The sequence below is a fragment of the Streptomyces sp. P9-2 genome (assembly GCF_051903975.1).
GTDB lineage: Bacteria > Actinomycetota > Actinomycetes > Streptomycetales > Streptomycetaceae > Streptomyces > Streptomyces cellulosae.
In genome coordinates this window covers 5435151-5451457 of record NZ_CP192633.1, presented here as the reverse complement: position 1 = coordinate 5451457, position 16307 = coordinate 5435151, and the positions used below count along the sequence as shown (strand labels likewise).

The following is a 16307-nucleotide window of genomic DNA, read 5'->3' as shown; positions in this document are numbered from 1 at the left end:
TCGCAGGGACCATACGCACGAAAGGCCGGAACGTCTCGGTTCCGGCCTTTCGTATGCAGTTCTGTCACATCCGGACCGCCCCCGGCGGCCGCTCAGACGGCTTCGACGGGCTCCGTGGCCGGCAGGCTGTCCATGAAGGAGCTGACGGAGAACACCGCGCGGCCGGGTCCGGGCGGGCCGTAGCCGGGGGGCGAGGCGAGACCGAAGTCCTCCATCGTCTGCCGGTACGCCTGAAGCAGCCGGATGTGGTACTCCAGCGGCGCGCCCTGCGGGTTGGCCTTGCCGAGCGGGGTGGTCGGCTCGGGGCACCAGGTGGTGAAGCGGGGCGTGATCCCCTTCGACATGAAGAAGCGCAGGCCCTCCGTGGTGGACGCGATCGCCTCGTCGACGGTCTTGAAGCCGAACGGCTCGGCCATCTCCACGCCCGCCACGAAGTTGGGGATCACGTTGCGCGCGCCGAAGATCTCCGCGGAGTCGAGGATGCGGCGGTGCCACTCGTCCCGGCCGACGTACCGCTCCTTGCCGGGGCAGTACATCTTGAACAGGTACTCGTCCCACACCTCGTAGTTGGGGTGGTAGATCTGCACGCCGTAGTCCTTGAAGCGCTGCACGTCGTCCTTGGGCAGCGCCTGGGCGACGACCTTGCCGATCCAGCGGCCGGGGAAGCGCTCCTCGATGGCCTTGGCGTAGTGGCCGTAGAAGTCGGCCTCGTCGCGGCCGGAGACGGTCTTGGTGATGGCGCCGCCGGTGAGGGTGTAGGCGGTGGACGCCTTCGCCGTGTCGTACTTGTCGATGATCTCCAGCGCCTCGAGGACCTCCTCGACGTCCTTGACGCCGGTGTAGGGCCGGCCGGCCGCCTTGTGCTGGCGCCAGTTGTGGTTGATGTCGCAGTACTGGCACTCCTCCTTGGCGCCGAAGTACTGGCAGACCCGGAAGACCGTCAGGTAGATCAGGTAGCCCCACTGGATGGTGGGGGCGACCTCCATCACGGACTTCCCGTTGGACAGCTTGTGCTTGTAGTACTCCGGCATCGGCGGCACGCCGACGTCGGAGATCCGCTTGCCGTCCAGGTAGAGGCCGAGCATGCCGTGCTCGTCGGCGGCGACCCGGTACGGGGACGACGGGTTCACCCGGACGGACACGACCGTGCGGCGCAGGTCGTACGGTCCTCCGGTGAGGATGATCTCCTCCGGCGGGCGGCGCAGCGCGGCCTCGCCCAGCTCCGGCAGGGTGCCGTGGTCGAAGGAGAAGATGAAGTACGACTTCGGTTTGACCTCGCCGCCCTCGTTGTCGCTGAGCGCTGAGGGGTCGAAGGCCACGCCGCCGCGCAGCAGGTCCTCCTTGAAGACGGCCTCGCGCGGAACGTGCGGGAACCGCTCCATCAGATCCTCGACCAGCGCGGTACGGCTGCCCATCGCGTGTTCTCCTCCCGGTGCCGACGTACGACTCCTCACGGTATGCCCCCGGCCGGGCATCCGGGGCGGCGGGTCCCCCCACATGGCGCCGGTCACTCCCGAGGTAGGTTCCGAGGTGGCCCATGTCACGGGCCCTCAGGCGGGAAGGACGAGGGATGACCGAGAGCGTGACCAACTGGGCGGGCAACATCACGTACGCCGCCAAGGAGCTGCACCGGCCGCACACGACGGACGCGCTGCGCGCCCTGGTCGCCGACGCCTCGCGGGTACGGGTGCTGGGCAGCGGCCACTCCTTCAACGACATCGCCGACGCGGGCGAGGACGGCGTCCTGCTGTCCCTGGCCGCGCTGCCCCCGGTGATCGAGGTGGACGCTCAGGCGCGCACGGTACGGGTCGGCGGCGGGGTGCGGTACGCGGAGCTGGCCCGCGAGGTGCACCGGCACGGGCTGGCGCTGGCGAACATGGCGTCGCTCCCCCACATCTCGGTCGCCGGGTCGGTCGCCACCGGCACGCACGGCTCGGGCGTCGGCAACGGCCCGCTCGCCTCGTCGGTGCGCGCGGTGGAGCTGGTCACGGCGGACGGCTCCGCGCTCACCCTGGAGCGCGGCGACGAGCGGTTCGGCGGCGCGGTCACCGCGCTGGGCGCGCTCGGCGTGGTCACGGCGCTCACCCTGCACCTGGAGCCGGCGTACGAGGTGGAGCAGCGGGTGTACACCGAGCTGCCGCTCGACGTGCTGGACGCGGACACGTTCGAGGCGGTGATGTCGGCCGCGTACAGCGTCAGCCTGTTCACCGACTGGCGGGAGCCGGGCTTCCGGCAGGTGTGGGTGAAGCACCGCACCGACCGGCCGCGCGCCGGCTTCCCGTGGGCGGCGCCCGCGACGGAGAAGATGCATCCGGTGCCGGGCATGCCCGGCGTGAACTGCACCGAGCAGTTCGGGGCGCCGGGCCCCTGGCACGAGCGGCTGCCGCACTTCCGGGCGGAGTTCACCCCGAGCAGCGGCGCGGAGCTCCAGTCGGAGTACCTGCTGCCCCGGGGCACCGCCGTGGACGCGCTGCACGCGCTGGACGGCATCCGGGACACGATCGCGCCCGTGCTCCAGACCTGCGAGGTGCGCACGGTCGCCGCCGACGAGCAGTGGATGAGCCCGTCCTACGGCCGTGACACGGTGGCCCTGCACTTCACCTGGATCGAGGACACGCCGACGGTGCTGCCGGTGGTGGGGCGCCTGGAGGAGGCCCTCGCCCCGTTCTCGCCGCGCCCCCACTGGGGCAAGGTCTTCACCATCCCGCCGGCGGAACTGCACGCCCGCTACCCGCGCCTGCACGACTTCCGCGCGCTGGTGCGTGAGCTGGACCCGGAGGGCGTGTTCGGGAACGCGTTCGTGCGGGGGGTGCTGGGCGGCTGACGGGGCGAGGGGAGCGTGGGGCCGGGGAGGCTCCCACGCTCACCCCGTCACTCCGGCAGCACCCACACGGGGTTCGAGTAGAACCACAGGTCGCGCCACGGGTCGGCGTCGCCGTAGACGTCCTGGGCGGGGCCCGCCGGGTCGACCTTCGCGCCCATGACGCCGACGGCGGACCGGTTGCCGTCCGTGCCGCGCAGGCGGACGTACAGCGGGCGGTCGACCGGGCCGAGGTCGTAGGTGAACCGGACGGTGCCCTCGGACGCCGCGACGTCGTACGACCGGACGACGGCCGCCGCCGGCGCGGTGAACGTGTCCTTGTCGGCGGCCGGACCGGTGACGTCGCCCTGGATGACGTCCACGCGGGCCAGCCGGGGCGTGAATCCGGCCCAGTTGGCGTCGGCGGCGAGTGCCACGTCGGCGGTCAGCGTGACCCTCGTGCCCTTGCGGACGTGCAGGGCGCCGCCGAGGGTGGTCCAGCGGCCGCCGCCGGAGACGCGGACGTCGAGGCCGTCGACGAGCTGCCCGTGGTCGACCCAGACGCGGCCGGCGCGGATGCCGTCCATGACGGCGGCGTAGGAGAAGCTCTTGGCGCCGACGTGGGTGCGGCTGTACTGGCCGGGCCAGTAGTCGACCGCCTTGGTGTCGATCTTCCCGGCGTACACGGGGTCGCCGTGCCGGCCGTTGGCCGGGAAGTCGCCGGCGCCGCGGACGGTGGTGTCGCCGTACACGTGGTGGGAGTCGGAGTTGGCGGTGATCCACCAGGGGCGGCCCTCGGCGAGGAGGCTGTCCCACAGGCCGCCGACGGTGGCGGTCATCCAGTCGAAGCCGCCCCAGGTGCGGTAGCTGTCCAGGGGGTAGCCGGGGAACGAGTTCGCGGTGGGGCTGCCGTCGTAGTAGCCGCGGGCGCGGGCCGGGCCGAGCGGGGCGGGCAGTCCGGCGGCCTGGTGGCCGGGCGCGCCCTCGAAGCCGACGGCGATCCGCCGGTCCGCTCCGGTGGCGTCGCGCCAGGCACGGATCTCGTGCGGGGAGTCGATGCCCTTGCGGGAGGGATGGTGGGCGAGCATCAGCGCGTCGTCCACCGTGCGGCGGCGCACCTGCTCGGCGAGGAACTGGATCCCGGCCACGGCGAGGGCCTCGTTGGCGGGGCTGGAGTCGCCCGCGCCCTTCACGATGCCGTCGTAGTCGGTCTCGAACTGCTTGAGCACGGCGACCTCGTTGCGTCCGGGGTGGACGAACACGGTGCCGTGGTCGGCGGCCGGGATGTTCCACTCCAGGCCCTGGAAGACGAGGGTGTCCCGGTACGCGGCGCGCGCCTGTCTGATGTCCGGGTTGACGTTCTCGACGCCGATCCTGGCGTGGATCGCGCTGCCGTGGTCGGTGATCACCATCCAGTCCAGGCCGTGCCGGGCGCCCTGGCGGACCTGGTCGACGACGCGGTACTTGCCGTCGCTGCTGTAGTGGGTGTGGATGTGGTGGTCGCCGGCGAGCCAGAGGTACCCGTGGCGCGGGGCCGCGGCGTCGGCTCTTCGGGCGTCCGCGGGCGGTGAGGCCGCGGCCGGGTTGCCCGGCAGCACGGTGCCCGCGGCCAGGCCCGCGCCCAGCAGGCCGGCCCGGCGTAACAGGGCGCGGCGGGACGCCTGTTCGGGCGACAGCGCCTCGTCGGGCACAGAGGTGTCGAAGGCGGGGGGCAGGGGCGCCGACGCGCCGGGCCCGTGGTCGTGGTGGTGATGGTCGTGCGGTCCGTGCCCGTGCCCCATGACTGCCTCCTCGTCTCGAACGCACCGCGGTGGAGCATCCGGGCGGCGCGTGAACCACGGTCGTCCATGGAGTGACCGGCGCGTGCCACCGACACGACGGCTGCGGGCCGTCCGGGGGCCGGTCGCGCGGGTCCCCGCGCCCTCCAGGAGGGCGCGGGGACCACGCCAGCAACCACTACCCACCGGCGGGCGACCCGCAACCCCGCCCGCGTCGGCTACATTCACCTGTCCAAAACCCGCCCGCCGACTGCCGGAGGCACACATCCCCCGCGCCGGACTCACCGCCGACCGCCTCGTCGCGGCCGCCGCCGACCTCGCCGACGAGGCCGGCTACGAGAACGTCACCCTGTCCGCGCTGGCCCGGCGTTTCAACGTCAAGGACGCGAGCCTGTACACGCATGTGCGCGGGCTGCGGGACCTGCGCACCCGGATGGCGCTGCTGGCGGGCGGCGAGATGACCGACCGGATCGCGGAGGCCGTCGAGGGCCGCACCGGCAAGGACGCCCTGGCCGCCTTCGCCGGCGCCTACCGGGGCTACGCCCTCGCCCACCCGGGCCGGTACGCCGCCACCCAGATCCGCCTGGACGAGGCCACGGCGACGGACTCCCCCGAGATGCGCCGCACCGCCGAGGTCGTCTACGGGCTGCTGCGCGCGTACGGCCTGGAGGAGCCCGATCTCACCGACGCCGTACGGCTGTTGCGCAGCTCCTTCCACGGTTACTGCGCCCTGGAGTCCGCCGGGGCGTTCGGCGCGCCGCGCGATCTGGAGGCGTCCTGGGACCGGATGATCGACGCGCTGCACCTGACGCTGCTGAACTGGCCCCGGAGAACGGCAGGTTGACCGACCGGTGCCTCAGCCGGCGAGCTCCTGCACCTCCCCGTACGACGGCACCGTGCCCTCCCCCGCCTCCCGCCCCTCCCGTACGGCGACCACCGCGTCCAGCGCCGCCCCGAGCGCCCGGCGGTACAGCAGCGAGCCGAGGCTGACGCGCCGTACGCCGACGTCGGCGAGCCGGTCGAGGGACGGGCCGCCCGGCGCGTACAGGACGTTGAGGGGGCACCCCTCCAGCGCGCGTACCAGACCGGCGATCGTGCCGAGGTCGGTCAGCCCCGGGACGAACACGCCGTCCGCCCCGGCGTCCCGGTACGCCAGCACCCGCTCCCTCGTCCCCTCGCCGTCCCCGAGCCAGTACGTGTCCGTCCGGGCGTTGACGAAGAGACCGGGCGCGGCGGCGCGCACCGCGCGGATCTTCGCCACGTGCCGGTCGACCGGCCCCAGCCCGTCCTCCAGGTTGATCCCGGCCGCGCCCCGCACCCGCAACTCCGCCGCGAAGGCGCCCACTTCACCGGGATCGTCGCTGAAACCGTCCTCCGCGTCGACGGAGAGCAGACACGGCAGCGCGCCGAGCGTGCGGGCCAGGCGCAGGGTCTCCTCGCGGGTGGCCCGGGTCCCGTCGGGCAGCCCGGCCGCCGCCGCGACGCCCAGGCTGGTCGTGCCGACGGCGGGGAAACCGTGGGCATGGAGGAGGGCCGCGGAGGCGTGGTCCCAGGCGTTGGGCAGCAGCAGCGGCCGGTCCTGGTGGTGGAGCGCGGCGAAGGTCTCCGCCGGGCGGGCGGCGTGGTCGTCGGTCATACGGGCCACGCTAGGGGCGGGACGCTTCGGCGGTCGCCGAAGCGTCGGCGCGGGGCGCGCTCACTCCGACCTGAACGTGTGCATCTCGTCCCCCTCCGGCTGCACCACCCCGTACGAGCTCTCCGGGACCTCGTTCCAGGCTCCGGTCAGGTCACCGAGGGGCTCGGAGACGATGAGGCGGGCGTCGTCCGCGATGTCGCGCAGGAACGCCACGTCCGGGTGGAGGGACTTCAGCGTCTCGACCCGGGTGTTGTAGAAGAGGGACCGCGACTTCCGCCGGGTGGAGTAGCGGAAGGACCACAGCCGTACGCCGTCGGTGACCGCGACCGTCATCTGCATGGGGTGCTCGATGCCGTGCGCGCGGCCGGTGCGCTCGACCAGGCCGGTCATGCGGGCGACGGCGCCGCGCGGGTCGTCCTCCAGACCGAAGGTGAGCGCCAGGTAGAACATCATCTCGGAGTCCGTTGACCCCTCGACGTACGGGAAGAGGTCCGGGCGGACGGCGAGGGCGAGGTCGCGCCGCAGCAGGGGGAAGCCTTCGATGGCCCCGTTGTGCATCCACATCCAGCGGCCGTACCGGAAGGGGTGGGAGTTGGTCTGCTGCACCGCCGTGCCGGTGGAGGCGCGGATGTGGGCGAAGAACAGCGGCGAGACGACGTGGCCGGCGATCTCCCGCAGATTGCGGTCGCTCCAGGCCGGGCCGATGTCCCTGACCACGGCGGGGCTGTCCTTGTCCGGCACGTACCAGCCGATGCCGAACCCGTCGCCGTTGGTGGTCTCGACGCCCATCCGGGCGTGCAGGCTCTGGTCGATCAGGGAGTGGACCGGCCGGTAGAGCAGGTTCTCGAGCAGAATCGGTGTGCCCGAATAAGCGAGCCAACGGCACATGTCCGCCGCCTTCCGGTCGGGACGGAACCCGCGGACGCCCCGGCGGGCGTGAGCCGTGAGGCCCTCGCCCGCCCGGGACACCGCACGCCCCACCGGGTACCCGTCCCGCCGCACGGGACGCGTCCCGCCTCAGGTGCGGGAGCGGCCGCCCACGCACAGCGCCCAGATGACGAACCCGGAGAAGGCGATCATCACCACGGACCAGACCGGGTAGTACGGCAGGGACAGGAAGTTCGCGATGACGACCAGCCCCGCGATCACCACGCCGGAGACGCGGGCCCACAGGGCTCCCCGGCCCAGGCCCATGCCGACGAGCACCGCGAGCGCGCCGAGCACGAGGTGGGTCCAGCCCCAGGCCGTCAGGTCGAACTTGAAGACGTAGTTCTGTGTCGTCACGAAGACGTCGTCCTCGGCGATGCCCATGATCCCGCGGAAGATGTCCAGCACCCCCACGAGCATCAGGGTGACGGCGGCGAAGACGGTCAGGCCGCCCGCCCACTCGCGCTTCGCCGACGGCGCGTGCGCGCCGTGTGTCGGATGTGTGGCTGTCATCGCTGTGCCTCGGTTCCGTGTCGTGTGCGGTTCCGTGTCGTGTGCGGTTCCGTGTCGTGTGCGGTTCCGTGTCGTGTGCGTCAGTGGGGCCCGTGGCCGCTCAGGACCAGTTCCTTGGCCCTGCGGAACTCGTCGTCCGAGATGTCCCCGCGCGCCTTGATCTCGGAGAGCCGGGCCAGTTCGTCCACGCTGCTGGCCGGCTCCCCCGTGCCCTTCGCCGTCTCCCTGATGTAGCTGTCGAGCGCCTCCTGCTGGGCGCGGGCCTGGGCCAGCTCACGGCGGCCCATGTTCCTGCCGCGGGCGATCACGTAGACGAAGACGCCCAGGAAGGGCAGGACGATCGTGAAGACCAGCCAGCCCGTCTTGCCCCAGCCGCTGAGGGAGTCGTCGCGGACGATGTCGCCGATGACCCGGAAGAGCAGGATGAACCACATGATCCACAGGAAGAACACCAGCATGGTCAGCAGGGCGCTGAGCAGCGGGTAGTCGTACGCGAGATACGTCATGCCGGTCATCTCCTCCTCGCTCGCGGGCCCTGTCCGCCCGCCCGCGGCACGCCGTCACGCCGTGCCGACCTCAGCGTGTTCCGTACGGCGTGCCGGTCGCCTCACCCGGCGCGGGTGATCCGGCGGGCGGGGCGCACGGGGTGGGATGGACGCCGTGGAGTCGCGATCCGCGCGCGACGGGAGGACGGCGATGGCGGTACCGGACGTGTTCGACGCGCGGGCGGACTTGCCCTCCCCGGCCGCGCGGGCCTCGTACGGCAAGCGGGCGCGGGGGCGCGCGCCCCGCTCGTCGCACGGCGCGTTCACGCCGGCGCGGGGCCGGCCGGACCCCGTGGACGTGCTGGAACGGCAGTCCGCGACCCGGCTGCCCGAGCTGGTGCCGGTCCGCTACGGGCGGATGCTGGAGTCGCCGTTCCGCTTCTACCGGGGCGCCGCCGCGATCATGGCGGCGGACCTCGCGCCGCTCCCGGACACCGGGCTGACCGTGCAGCTGTGCGGGGACGCGCATCTGCTGAACTTCCGGCTGCTGGCCTCCCCCGAACGGCACCTCGTCTTCGACATCAACGACTTCGACGAGACCCATACCGGCCCCTTCGAATGGGACGTCAAGCGGCTCGCCGCCAGCTTCGCCATCGCCGGGCGGGCGAACGGCTTCACCGTGGCGGAGCAGAGTGACGCGGTACGGGCCTGCGTCGCCGCGTACCGGCTGCGCATGCGGGAGTTCGCCGGGATGCGCGCGCTGGACATCTGGTACGCGCAGGACGACGCCGACCGGCTGCGTGAGCTGGCGGCCTCCTCCCTGACCGCGGAGGGCCGGCGGCGTACGGCCGAGGCGGCCCGCAAGGCGCGCGGCCGCACCCACCTCCAGGCGTACGCGAAGCTCACCCGGGCCACGCCGGAGGGGCGGCTCATCGCGGCGGACCCGCCGCTGATCACCCCGCTGCGGGACCTGCTGGACGGCGCATCCGCGGAGGAGAAGGGCTTGCGCGCGGTGCTGGACGGTTACGCGCGGTCGCTGGCGTCGGACCGCCGGCATCTGCTGAGCCGCTACCGGCTGGTGGACGTGGCCCGGAAGGTGGTGGGCGTCGGCAGCGTCGGCACCCGGTGCTGGATCGTGCTGCTGCTCGGCCGGGACGACGACGATCCGCTGCTGCTGCAGGCCAAGGAGGCGCAGGAGTCGGTGCTCGCCCCGTACACGGACGGCGAGGAGCCCGACAACCAGGGCCGGCGGGTGGTGGAGGGGCAGCGGCTGATCCAGACGACCAGCGACATCCTGCTCGGCTGGACCCACGCCACGGGCCTCGACGGCCGGCCCCGCGACTTCTACGTACGGCAGCTGCGCGACTGGAAGGGCATCGCCCGGCCCGAGACGATGGATCCCGCCCTGCTGCGGCAGTTCGCCCGCCTGTGCGGGGCCAGCCTGGCGCGGGCCCACGCCCGGTCCGGCGACCCGGTCGCCGTCGCCGCCTACCTGGGACGCGGCGACCGCTTCGACCGGGCGCTCGCGGCGTTCGCGCAGGACTACGCCGACCGCAACGAACGCGATGTCGCGGCGCTGGGCGAGGCGGTGCGGGCCGGTCGGGTGCGCGCGGAGGGACATCCCTAGGCGTCTTGGGCGTCCCGGCGGAGGCTCACTGCGGCACCTGGCGCAGCTCCAGGATCCGCAGGCCGAGGGACTGGCAGCGGGCGAGCAGCCCGTAGAGGTGCGCCTCGTCGACCACCTGTCCGAACAGCAGGGTCTGCCCGGACATCGTCACGTGGTCCAGCTCGGGGAACATGCGGATCAGCGGTTCCGAGAGCTGCCCCTCGACGCGGATCTCGTAGCGCATGAGCCGCTCCCCGGGTGGTGCCTGAACCGGACGAACCACGCCCGCACCCTTCCGATGGTCCGGCCCGCGGGGGTTTCGCGGCTCACCCCGGGCAGGTGAGGAGCCGCTCGGGGTGCGACGGGGTCAGTGCTTCAGCCACAGCTTGCTCGCCAGGATGACCAGCCCCAGGGCGAGGTTGACCAGCGCCGACAGCACCAGCAGCCGCCCCGGCGCGCCCGCCTGCCGGGCCGCGGCCACGGACCAGCCCACCTGCCCCGCCACGGCGACGGACAGCGCGAACCACTGCCCGCCCTGCACATCGAGCCCCAGTACGGGCCCGACCCCCACGGCGACCGCCGGCGGCACCGCGGCCTTGACGATCGTCCACTCCTCCCGGCACACCCGCCCGACGACGGCCCGGTCCGGCGGATGCCGCGCCAGCCGCGCCCCGAACAGCTGGGCGTGCACATGGGCGATCCAGAACACCACGCCGGTGAGCAGGAGAAGGAGCATCAGCTCCAGCCGGGGGAAATCCCCGAGCGTGCCGGCCCCGACGATGACGGAGGCGGCGAGCATGGATCCGTAGACACCGCCGGTGTAGTCGGCGTGGGTACGGCGGGGGGCGGACGGCTCGTCCGCCTCTGTCGCGGGGTTGCGCACGGCGGCCGGCACGGGCGCGCCGCCCGCCGTCGCCGCCGGATTCCGCATGGCGCTTGCCGCCGGCTCCTCATCCGCCGCACGTGCGGGGCTTGGCGCGGACGCGCCCTCCACAGCCCCCGTAGGGTCCCCCGCGGCGCGCGGGCCGGGCGCCTCGTCCGGCGCCACCGGGTCCCCGGCGGCAGGCGTCCCGGCGGCTGCCGCGTCCGCCGGGCTGCCTACCGAGGGCGATGTGGGCGCCCGGTCCGTCGGCCCCGCGGGGCTCCGTGCGGGGCTCGGCGCGCCCGCGCCGTCCGCCGGGTTCCCCCCTGCGGGCGGCGAGGACGCCTCAGCCGCCCGGTCCCTCGCGCCGGGCGGCGCAGACGCCCCGCCCGCCGCCGAGCGCGGATTCCGCGTCGTACCCGGCGCGGGTGTCCCGCCCGCCCGCCCCGTCCGGTTCCGCCCGGGGCGGCCCCGGGCCCACGGGGCCCGGCGGGACGTCAGCAGATGGCGCCTGCTCACAGCAGGCCCAGTTCCCGGGCCCGCCGGACCGCCTCGCTGCGGCGGCCCACCGCCAGTTTCCGGTAGGCGTTCTTCAGGTGCGTCTTCACCGTGTTCACCGAGACGTACAGGTCCGCGGCGATCTCCTCCGTGGACATCGCCAGGGCGAGCCTCCGCAGTACGTCCCGTTCGCGGCCGCTCAGGTCCCCGACGGGCGGGGGTGGTCCACCGGGCGGGCGCGGCGGGGTGGGGCGGTGGTGGCGGGGGGTGGGGGTCAGGTAGGGGCGGATCCAGGAGCCCGCCTCGGCGAGGGGGCGGCCCAGGCCCTCCCGGTGTGCTTCCGTCACCGCGCGGGTGACGAGGCGGCGTGCCGCGGTGGCGTCCCCGGCGCGGTCGGCCGCCCGGGCCCGTACCAGCGCGGCCCGTACGGTCACCGCAGGCCCCGCGTGCTCGTCGACGCCCGCCCGGTCGAGGAGCCGTACGGCCGCCTCGGGCCGGCCGGCGGCCAGCAGCACCCGTGCCGCGCCCACCGCGCAGGCCGGCTGGTCGGCGGGCACCTCGGGCAGCAGCGCGGCGGCGTCCTGCGGGCGGCCCTCGGCGAGGTCGGCGGCCGCCGCGACCAGGGCCGTCTCGCCCCTGGCCCACGGCGAGACGGCGTCGGCCGGCACCCCGGGCTCGACCGCCTTCCACGCCGCGCGGGGCTCGCCGCGCGCCAGGTGCAGGCGTGCGGCGACGAGGGCGCGCCCGGCTGCGAGGACGGGGTCCCGCAGCGCGGGGTGCGACTCGCCCGCCGTGTCGAGCAGCGCCCGCGCCTGCCCCAGTTCCTCGCGTTCCACGGCCACGGCGGCGAGGACGAGGCGTTCCACTCCGGAGGAGGCGGGCCGGGCGATCCCGGACCGTTCCGTCTCGGCGAGGGCCTCGCCTGCCGTGCGTTCGGCGCGGTCCGGCCAGCCGTGCAGGACGTCGAGGAGGGCGAGCCGCGCCAGCGCGTCCTCACGGGGCAGGGCGGTGACCGGCGCACCGGGCCCGGTCGCCGCCGCCCGTGTCAGGGCCGCGCGCGCCCCCGTGAAGTCCCCGGCCCACAGCCGGGCGGACCCCAGGTGGTCCAGGAGCAGGGCGAAGAACTCCGGGTGCCGGTCGAGCAGTTCGGCGGGGAGGAGGTCACGCAGCGCCTCGGCCTCGCGTACGGCGTCCTCCGCACGGCCGGGCGCGCCGGACAGCCGGGCGACGAGGGCGTCGAGGAGGGCGCAGCCCATCCGGAGAGCGGCCGTGTCCGCCTCGCCCGCGGTGGCGTCGTACCGCTCCGTCCGCTGCCGTGCCCGCCGCAGCCGGGCGGCGCCCGCGGCGAGGTCGCCGCGGGAGAGCCGGGCGGCGGCGCGTACGAGTTCCGGCGCGGGTCCGTCGCCGCCCCGCGGCCCCATGCGGGAGAACAGCGCGGCGAGGATGTCGGCGCGGGGCCCGGTGAAGAACTGGCCGAGGGCGAGGTCGTCGACGAGGGCGGAGGCGGTGAACTCCCAGTCGTCGGCGGCGGCGCCGTGCCCGAGCGCCGCCGGGAGGGCCCCGGCCCCACGGAGGCAGACGGCGGCCCGCCGGTGCAGCTCCGGTTCCAGTCCCGGCCGGCGCATCCGCAGGTGGGCGCGGAGGATCTCCGCGAACAGGGGGTGCAGCCGGTACACGCCGTGGCCGACGTGCTGGACGAAGGCGTTGCCGCGGTGCAGCCGGGCCAGTACGGCCTCGGCGTCCGCGCGTCCGGTGACCGCGTTGGCCAGCCGCGGGCCGAACCGGTCGAGGACGCTGACCCGCAGCAGCAGCTCCTGCGTCCCGGCGTCCTGCCGTCTGAGCACCTCGGCCAGCAGGAAGTCGGCGACGGCGCTGCGGTCGGCCTCGAACTCCTTCAGGCAGAGTTCCGGGTCCGGCGCCTCCTCCGCCGCGAGCGCGCACAGCCGCAGTCCGGCGGCCCACCCCCGGGTCCGCTCGACGATCCCGCGCACGGCGGCCGGGGACAGCCGCAGGCTGTGCGCCTCCATCAGCAGGGCCGCCTCGCCGGGCGTGAAGGCGAGCTCCGCGTCGCGGATCTCGGTCAGCTCCCCCGCGGCGCGGTAGCGGTGCAGGGGCAGCAGCGGCTCGGTGCGGGTGACGAGGACCAGCCGCAGGCCGGGCGCGGAGTGGCGCAGCAGGAAGTCGAGCTGGGCGGCGATCTCCGGGGCGGTGACCCGGTCGAACTCGTCAAGGACCAGGATCACCGGCCGGTCCCGCCCGCTGAGCAGGGCGGCGAGCCGGGCGGGCAGGGCGTCGCCCACCCGGTTCGCGTCGGCGGGGGCGGCGATGTCACCGGGCAGCGGCACTCCCGAGGTGCGCAGCGCCTGGAGGAGGTACGCCCAGAACATCCCGGCGCCCTGCCCGTCGGTGTCGGTGGTGAGCCAGGCCACGGGCAGCTCGGGGTGCCCGGCCACCCAGTCCGCGACGAGCAGCGTCTTCCCCGCGCCGGCGCAGCCGTTCACCATGGTCAGGGGGGTGCGCAGGGCGCCGTCGAGGTGCCCGGCCAGCCGCTCCCTGCGCAGGAACGTGTCCGGCTGCGCGGGAACGGCGAAGCGGGTGCGGAGGAACGGGTCGCCGTGCGGGTCGTACGGCCCGCTCCGCGGGTCGTGGTGGTCGCCGGCCGGGCGGTCGTCGCCCTGGTGTGCGGTTGTCACGGCACTCACCGCCCCTGTCGGGCCGCGCTTGCTTCCAGCATCCCAGCAGCCGGGCCGGGGGGCGCGCCGGGGCCGGGCCTCGGTTAGCGTCACGGTATGAGCACCACGGAGCCCCTCGCCGCGGCCCTGGCGGACGGCCCGGTCGTCCTGGACGGCGGCATGTCCAACCAGCTCGCGGCGGCCGGTCACGACCTGAGCGACGCGCTGTGGTCGGCGCGGCTCCTCGCGGACGGGCCGGAGGCGATCACGGCGGCGCACCTCGCGTACTTCGAGGCGGGCGCTGACGTGGCGATCACGGCGAGCTACCAGGCGACGTTCGAGGGGTTCGCGCGGCGCGGCATCGGCCGGAAGCGGGCGGCGGAGCTGCTGGCGCTGAGCGTGGAGTGCGCCCGTACGGCGGCCGGGCGCGCCCCGGACGCGCGGCGCCCGCGCTGGGTGGCGGCCTCCGTCGGCCCGTACGGCGCGATGCTCGCGGACGGCTCCGAGTACCGGGGCCGCTACGGGCTGACCGTGGCGGAGCTGGAGCGGTTCCACCGTCCGAGGCTGGAGGCGCTGACGTCCGCCGCCCCGGACGTCCTCGCGCTGGAGACGATCCCCGACACGGACGAGGCCGAGGCGCTGCTGCGCGCGGTGCGCGGGCTGGGGGTGCCCGCCTGGCTGTCGTACTCGGCGGCCGGCGGCCGTACGCGGGCGGGGCAGCCGCTGGAGGACGCGTTCGCCCTGGCCGCGCGGGCGGACGAGGTGATCGCGGTCGGCGTCAACTGCTGCACTCCGGAGGACGCGGACCACGCGGTCGCGGTCGCCGCGCGGGTGACGGGCAAGCCGGTCGTGGTGTACCCGAACAGCGGCGAACAGTGGGACGCGCGGGCCCGCGCCTGGACCGGCGAGCCCACGTTCTCGGCGTCCCGGGTGACCGGCTGGCGGGACGCGGGGGCGCGGCTGATCGGGGGGTGCTGCCGGGTGGGTCCGCAGGCGATCGCGTCGGTCGCGCGGACGCTGCGCGGGTCGTAGGGCGTCCGCCGGTCCCTTGCCCCGGAGCGGCACCGTGGTACGGTGCCATGAGTGCCGTGCAGCGCCCCGTCGGGCGCCGGGCCGATCTCGACCGCCGAAACCTTCTTCGCTTCGGCGTCTCTCAGCCGTCACGTCGGCTCTTCGCATCGCCCGCGTACGGCTTTCCCACGCGGTCGCACGGCGACCGCAGTGAGGTTCCCACCGCTGTGAGGCGCGAACACGCCCTCCCCGAAGACCGCGGTTCCCCCTTCTCGCTCTTCTTCTTTTCTTCTTTCCGTCCTTCGAAAGGACCGTCCACATGACCACAGCACTCGACCGTCCCGCCCGTCAGACCTCGGGCAGGATGACGGCAGACCGCCCGGCCTCGGGCCGTTCGGCCTCGGACCCCCAGCAGCCGCGGAACGTCACCGTCACCGGTGTCCTCGACGTCGACGCGACCGGGAAGGGGTACCTGCGCGGCGCCGGCCTCGTGGCCGGGTCGTCCGACCCCGTCGTCTCCGCCGCCCTGGTGCGCCGGCACGGCCTGCGCAAGGGCGACCTGGTGGAAGGCGCCCTCGGCGACCGCCGGGCGCTCACCGACATCGCCCGCGTCGACGGCCGTACGCCCGCCTCGCTCGCGAACCGTCCCCACTTCCGCGACCTGACCCCGGTCCACCCTCACCGCCGGCTGCGCCTCGAACACCGGGCGTCCGGACTCGCGGGCCGGGTCGTCGACCTGCTGGCGCCGGTGGGCAAGGGGCAGCGCGGACTGCTCGTGGCGCCGCCCAAGACCGGCAAGACGGTGCTCATCCAACAGCTCGCGGCGGCCGTCGCGGGGAACCACCCCGAGTGCCGGCTGATGGTGGTGCTGCTCGACGAGCGCCCCGAAGAGGTCACCGACATGCGGCGCTCGGTGCGGGGCGAGGTGTACTCGTCGACGTTCGACCGTCCCGCCAAGCAGCACATCGCGCTCGCCGAGCTGGTCGTGGAGCGGGCCAAGCGGCTCGCGGAGGCCGGTGAGGACGTGGTGGTCCTGCTGGACTCGCTGACGCGGCTGTGCAGGGCGTACAACAACGCGGCGGGCCCCGGCGGCCGCACCCTCAGCGGTGGGGTGGACGCCGGTGCGCTGACCGGCCCGAAGCGGTTCTTCGGCGCCGCCCGCGAGACGGAGGAGGGCGGTTCGCTGACGATCCTCGCCTCCGCGCTGGTGGACACGGGGTCGCGCGCGGACGAGTTCTTCTTCGAGGAGCTCAAGGGCACCGGCAACATGGAGCTGCGCCTGCACCGCGAGTCGGCGTCCCGTCGCCTGTTCCCGGCGGTGGACATCACCACCTCGGGCACCCGCCGCGAGGAACTCCTCCTCACCCCGGAGGAACTGACGGCCACGCAGGGCCTGCGCCGCGCCCTGACCTCCCGCGACTCGGCGACCGACCTGGAGACGCTGCTGACGCGACTGCGGGAGACCCCGGACAACGCGACGTTCCTGCGCCAGGTCCGCCCGACGCTGCGGAACGGCTGA

General features: G+C 74.4%; 14 protein-coding genes. 5 read left to right on the top strand and 9 right to left on the bottom strand.

Annotated elements, in window-relative coordinates; genetic code table 11:
* Positions 1 to 92: 92 nt before the first annotated feature.
* Entirely contained in the window at positions 93 to 1415 is a 1323-nt protein-coding gene (locus ACQY0Z_RS24790; RefSeq protein WP_019523340.1) for a radical SAM protein, read from the bottom strand.
* A gap of 155 nt (positions 1416 to 1570) precedes the next feature.
* Between ACQY0Z_RS24790 and ACQY0Z_RS24785 the strand changes: the two genes are divergently transcribed.
* On the top strand, positions 1571 to 2824 hold the full coding sequence (locus tag ACQY0Z_RS24785) for an FAD-binding protein (RefSeq protein ID WP_254588143.1): 1254 nt from the start codon (positions 1571 to 1573) through the stop codon (positions 2822 to 2824).
* 47 nt (positions 2825 to 2871) lie between these two features.
* On the opposite strand, the gene ACQY0Z_RS24780 is transcribed toward ACQY0Z_RS24785, so the two are convergent.
* Entirely contained in the window at positions 2872 to 4581 is a 1710-nt protein-coding gene (locus ACQY0Z_RS24780; RefSeq protein WP_347225473.1) for a PHP domain-containing protein, read from the bottom strand.
* Positions 4582 to 4843: 262 nt separating this feature from the next.
* Here ACQY0Z_RS24780 and ACQY0Z_RS24775 point away from each other — a divergent pair, with 262 nt between their 5' ends.
* On the top strand, positions 4844 to 5422 hold the full coding sequence (locus tag ACQY0Z_RS24775; protein ID WP_189899318.1) for a WHG domain-containing protein: 579 nt from the start codon (positions 4844 to 4846) through the stop codon (positions 5420 to 5422).
* A gap of 12 nt (positions 5423 to 5434) precedes the next feature.
* Here ACQY0Z_RS24775 and ACQY0Z_RS24770 read toward each other — a convergent pair whose 3' ends face one another.
* The 4 genes from ACQY0Z_RS24770 to ACQY0Z_RS24755 all read right to left on the bottom strand — a co-directional run bounded on the left by ACQY0Z_RS24770 (position 5435) and on the right by ACQY0Z_RS24755 (position 8169).
* Positions 5435 to 6214: an isocitrate lyase/PEP mutase family protein gene (locus tag ACQY0Z_RS24770; RefSeq protein ID WP_347225472.1), complete on the bottom strand. Its 780-nt coding sequence runs from the start codon at positions 6212 to 6214 to the stop codon at positions 5435 to 5437.
* A gap of 60 nt (positions 6215 to 6274) precedes the next feature.
* Complete coding sequence (locus ACQY0Z_RS24765) at positions 6275 to 7102, bottom strand: class II glutamine amidotransferase (protein WP_439812821.1); 828 nt, start codon at positions 7100 to 7102, stop codon at positions 6275 to 6277.
* Between the two features lie 129 nt (positions 7103 to 7231).
* Positions 7232 to 7654 (bottom strand): DUF7144 family membrane protein, encoded by a 423-nt coding sequence (locus tag ACQY0Z_RS24760; protein WP_189899102.1) that lies wholly within the window; start codon positions 7652 to 7654, stop codon positions 7232 to 7234.
* A gap of 80 nt (positions 7655 to 7734) precedes the next feature.
* A complete protein-coding gene (locus tag ACQY0Z_RS24755; protein WP_254588616.1) occupies positions 7735 to 8169 on the bottom strand; it encodes an SHOCT domain-containing protein in 435 nt (144 codons plus the stop codon).
* Positions 8170 to 8350: 181 nt separating this feature from the next.
* On the opposite strand from ACQY0Z_RS24755, the gene ACQY0Z_RS24750 reads away from it, so the two are divergent.
* The gene (locus tag ACQY0Z_RS24750) at positions 8351 to 9766 is read left to right on the top strand and encodes a DUF2252 domain-containing protein (protein ID WP_347225471.1); all 1416 of its coding nucleotides are present in this window, start codon (positions 8351 to 8353) and stop codon (positions 9764 to 9766) included.
* A 25-nt stretch (positions 9767 to 9791) separates the two neighbouring features.
* Here the strand turns inward: ACQY0Z_RS24750 and ACQY0Z_RS24745 are convergent, their stop codons facing one another.
* From ACQY0Z_RS24745 to ACQY0Z_RS24735, 3 genes are all read right to left on the bottom strand, one after another.
* The gene (locus ACQY0Z_RS24745; RefSeq protein ID WP_019523349.1) at positions 9792 to 9989 is read right to left on the bottom strand and encodes a hypothetical protein; all 198 of its coding nucleotides are present in this window, start codon (positions 9987 to 9989) and stop codon (positions 9792 to 9794) included.
* Positions 9990 to 10112: 123 nt separating this feature from the next.
* Complete coding sequence (locus tag ACQY0Z_RS24740) at positions 10113 to 10676, bottom strand: hypothetical protein (RefSeq protein WP_347225470.1); 564 nt, start codon at positions 10674 to 10676, stop codon at positions 10113 to 10115.
* A gap of 446 nt (positions 10677 to 11122) precedes the next feature.
* A complete protein-coding gene (locus tag ACQY0Z_RS24735; RefSeq protein WP_439812820.1) occupies positions 11123 to 13798 on the bottom strand; it encodes a LuxR C-terminal-related transcriptional regulator in 2676 nt (891 codons plus the stop codon).
* Between the two features lie 96 nt (positions 13799 to 13894).
* On the opposite strand from ACQY0Z_RS24735, the gene mmuM reads away from it, so the two are divergent.
* Both mmuM and rho read left to right on the top strand, forming a co-directional pair.
* Positions 13895 to 14809, top strand: coding sequence for a homocysteine S-methyltransferase (gene mmuM, locus ACQY0Z_RS24730; RefSeq protein ID WP_381730015.1), 915 nt, complete (start codon positions 13895 to 13897; stop codon positions 14807 to 14809).
* 343 nt (positions 14810 to 15152) lie between these two features.
* Positions 15153 to 16307, top strand: a complete 1155-nt coding sequence (gene rho / locus ACQY0Z_RS24725) for a transcription termination factor Rho (protein WP_439813377.1) — start codon at positions 15153 to 15155, stop codon at positions 16305 to 16307.

Coding starts and splice junctions, on each gene's coding strand:
- ACQY0Z_RS24745 (WP_019523349.1), bottom strand. CDS start 9,989: ATGCGCTACGAGATCCGCGTCGAGGGGCAGCTCTCGGAACCGCTGATC.
- ACQY0Z_RS24785 (WP_254588143.1), top strand. CDS start 1,571: ATGACCGAGAGCGTGACCAACTGGGCGGGCAACATCACGTACGCCGCC.
- ACQY0Z_RS24760 (WP_189899102.1), bottom strand. CDS start 7,654: ATGACAGCCACACATCCGACACACGGCGCGCACGCGCCGTCGGCGAAG.
- ACQY0Z_RS24765 (WP_439812821.1), bottom strand. CDS start 7,102: ATGTGCCGTTGGCTCGCTTATTCGGGCACACCGATTCTGCTCGAGAAC.
- ACQY0Z_RS24790 (WP_019523340.1), bottom strand. CDS start 1,415: ATGGGCAGCCGTACCGCGCTGGTCGAGGATCTGATGGAGCGGTTCCCG.
- ACQY0Z_RS24755 (WP_254588616.1), bottom strand. CDS start 8,169: ATGACCGGCATGACGTATCTCGCGTACGACTACCCGCTGCTCAGCGCC.
- ACQY0Z_RS24740 (WP_347225470.1), bottom strand. CDS start 10,676: ATGCGGAATCCGGCGGCGACGGCGGGCGGCGCGCCCGTGCCGGCCGCC.
- rho (WP_439813377.1), top strand. CDS start 15,153: ATGACGGCAGACCGCCCGGCCTCGGGCCGTTCGGCCTCGGACCCCCAG.
- ACQY0Z_RS24780 (WP_347225473.1), bottom strand. CDS start 4,581: ATGGGGCACGGGCACGGACCGCACGACCATCACCACCACGACCACGGG.
- ACQY0Z_RS24750 (WP_347225471.1), top strand. CDS start 8,351: ATGGCGGTACCGGACGTGTTCGACGCGCGGGCGGACTTGCCCTCCCCG.
- ACQY0Z_RS24770 (WP_347225472.1), bottom strand. CDS start 6,214: ATGACCGACGACCACGCCGCCCGCCCGGCGGAGACCTTCGCCGCGCTC.
- mmuM (WP_381730015.1), top strand. CDS start 13,895: ATGAGCACCACGGAGCCCCTCGCCGCGGCCCTGGCGGACGGCCCGGTC.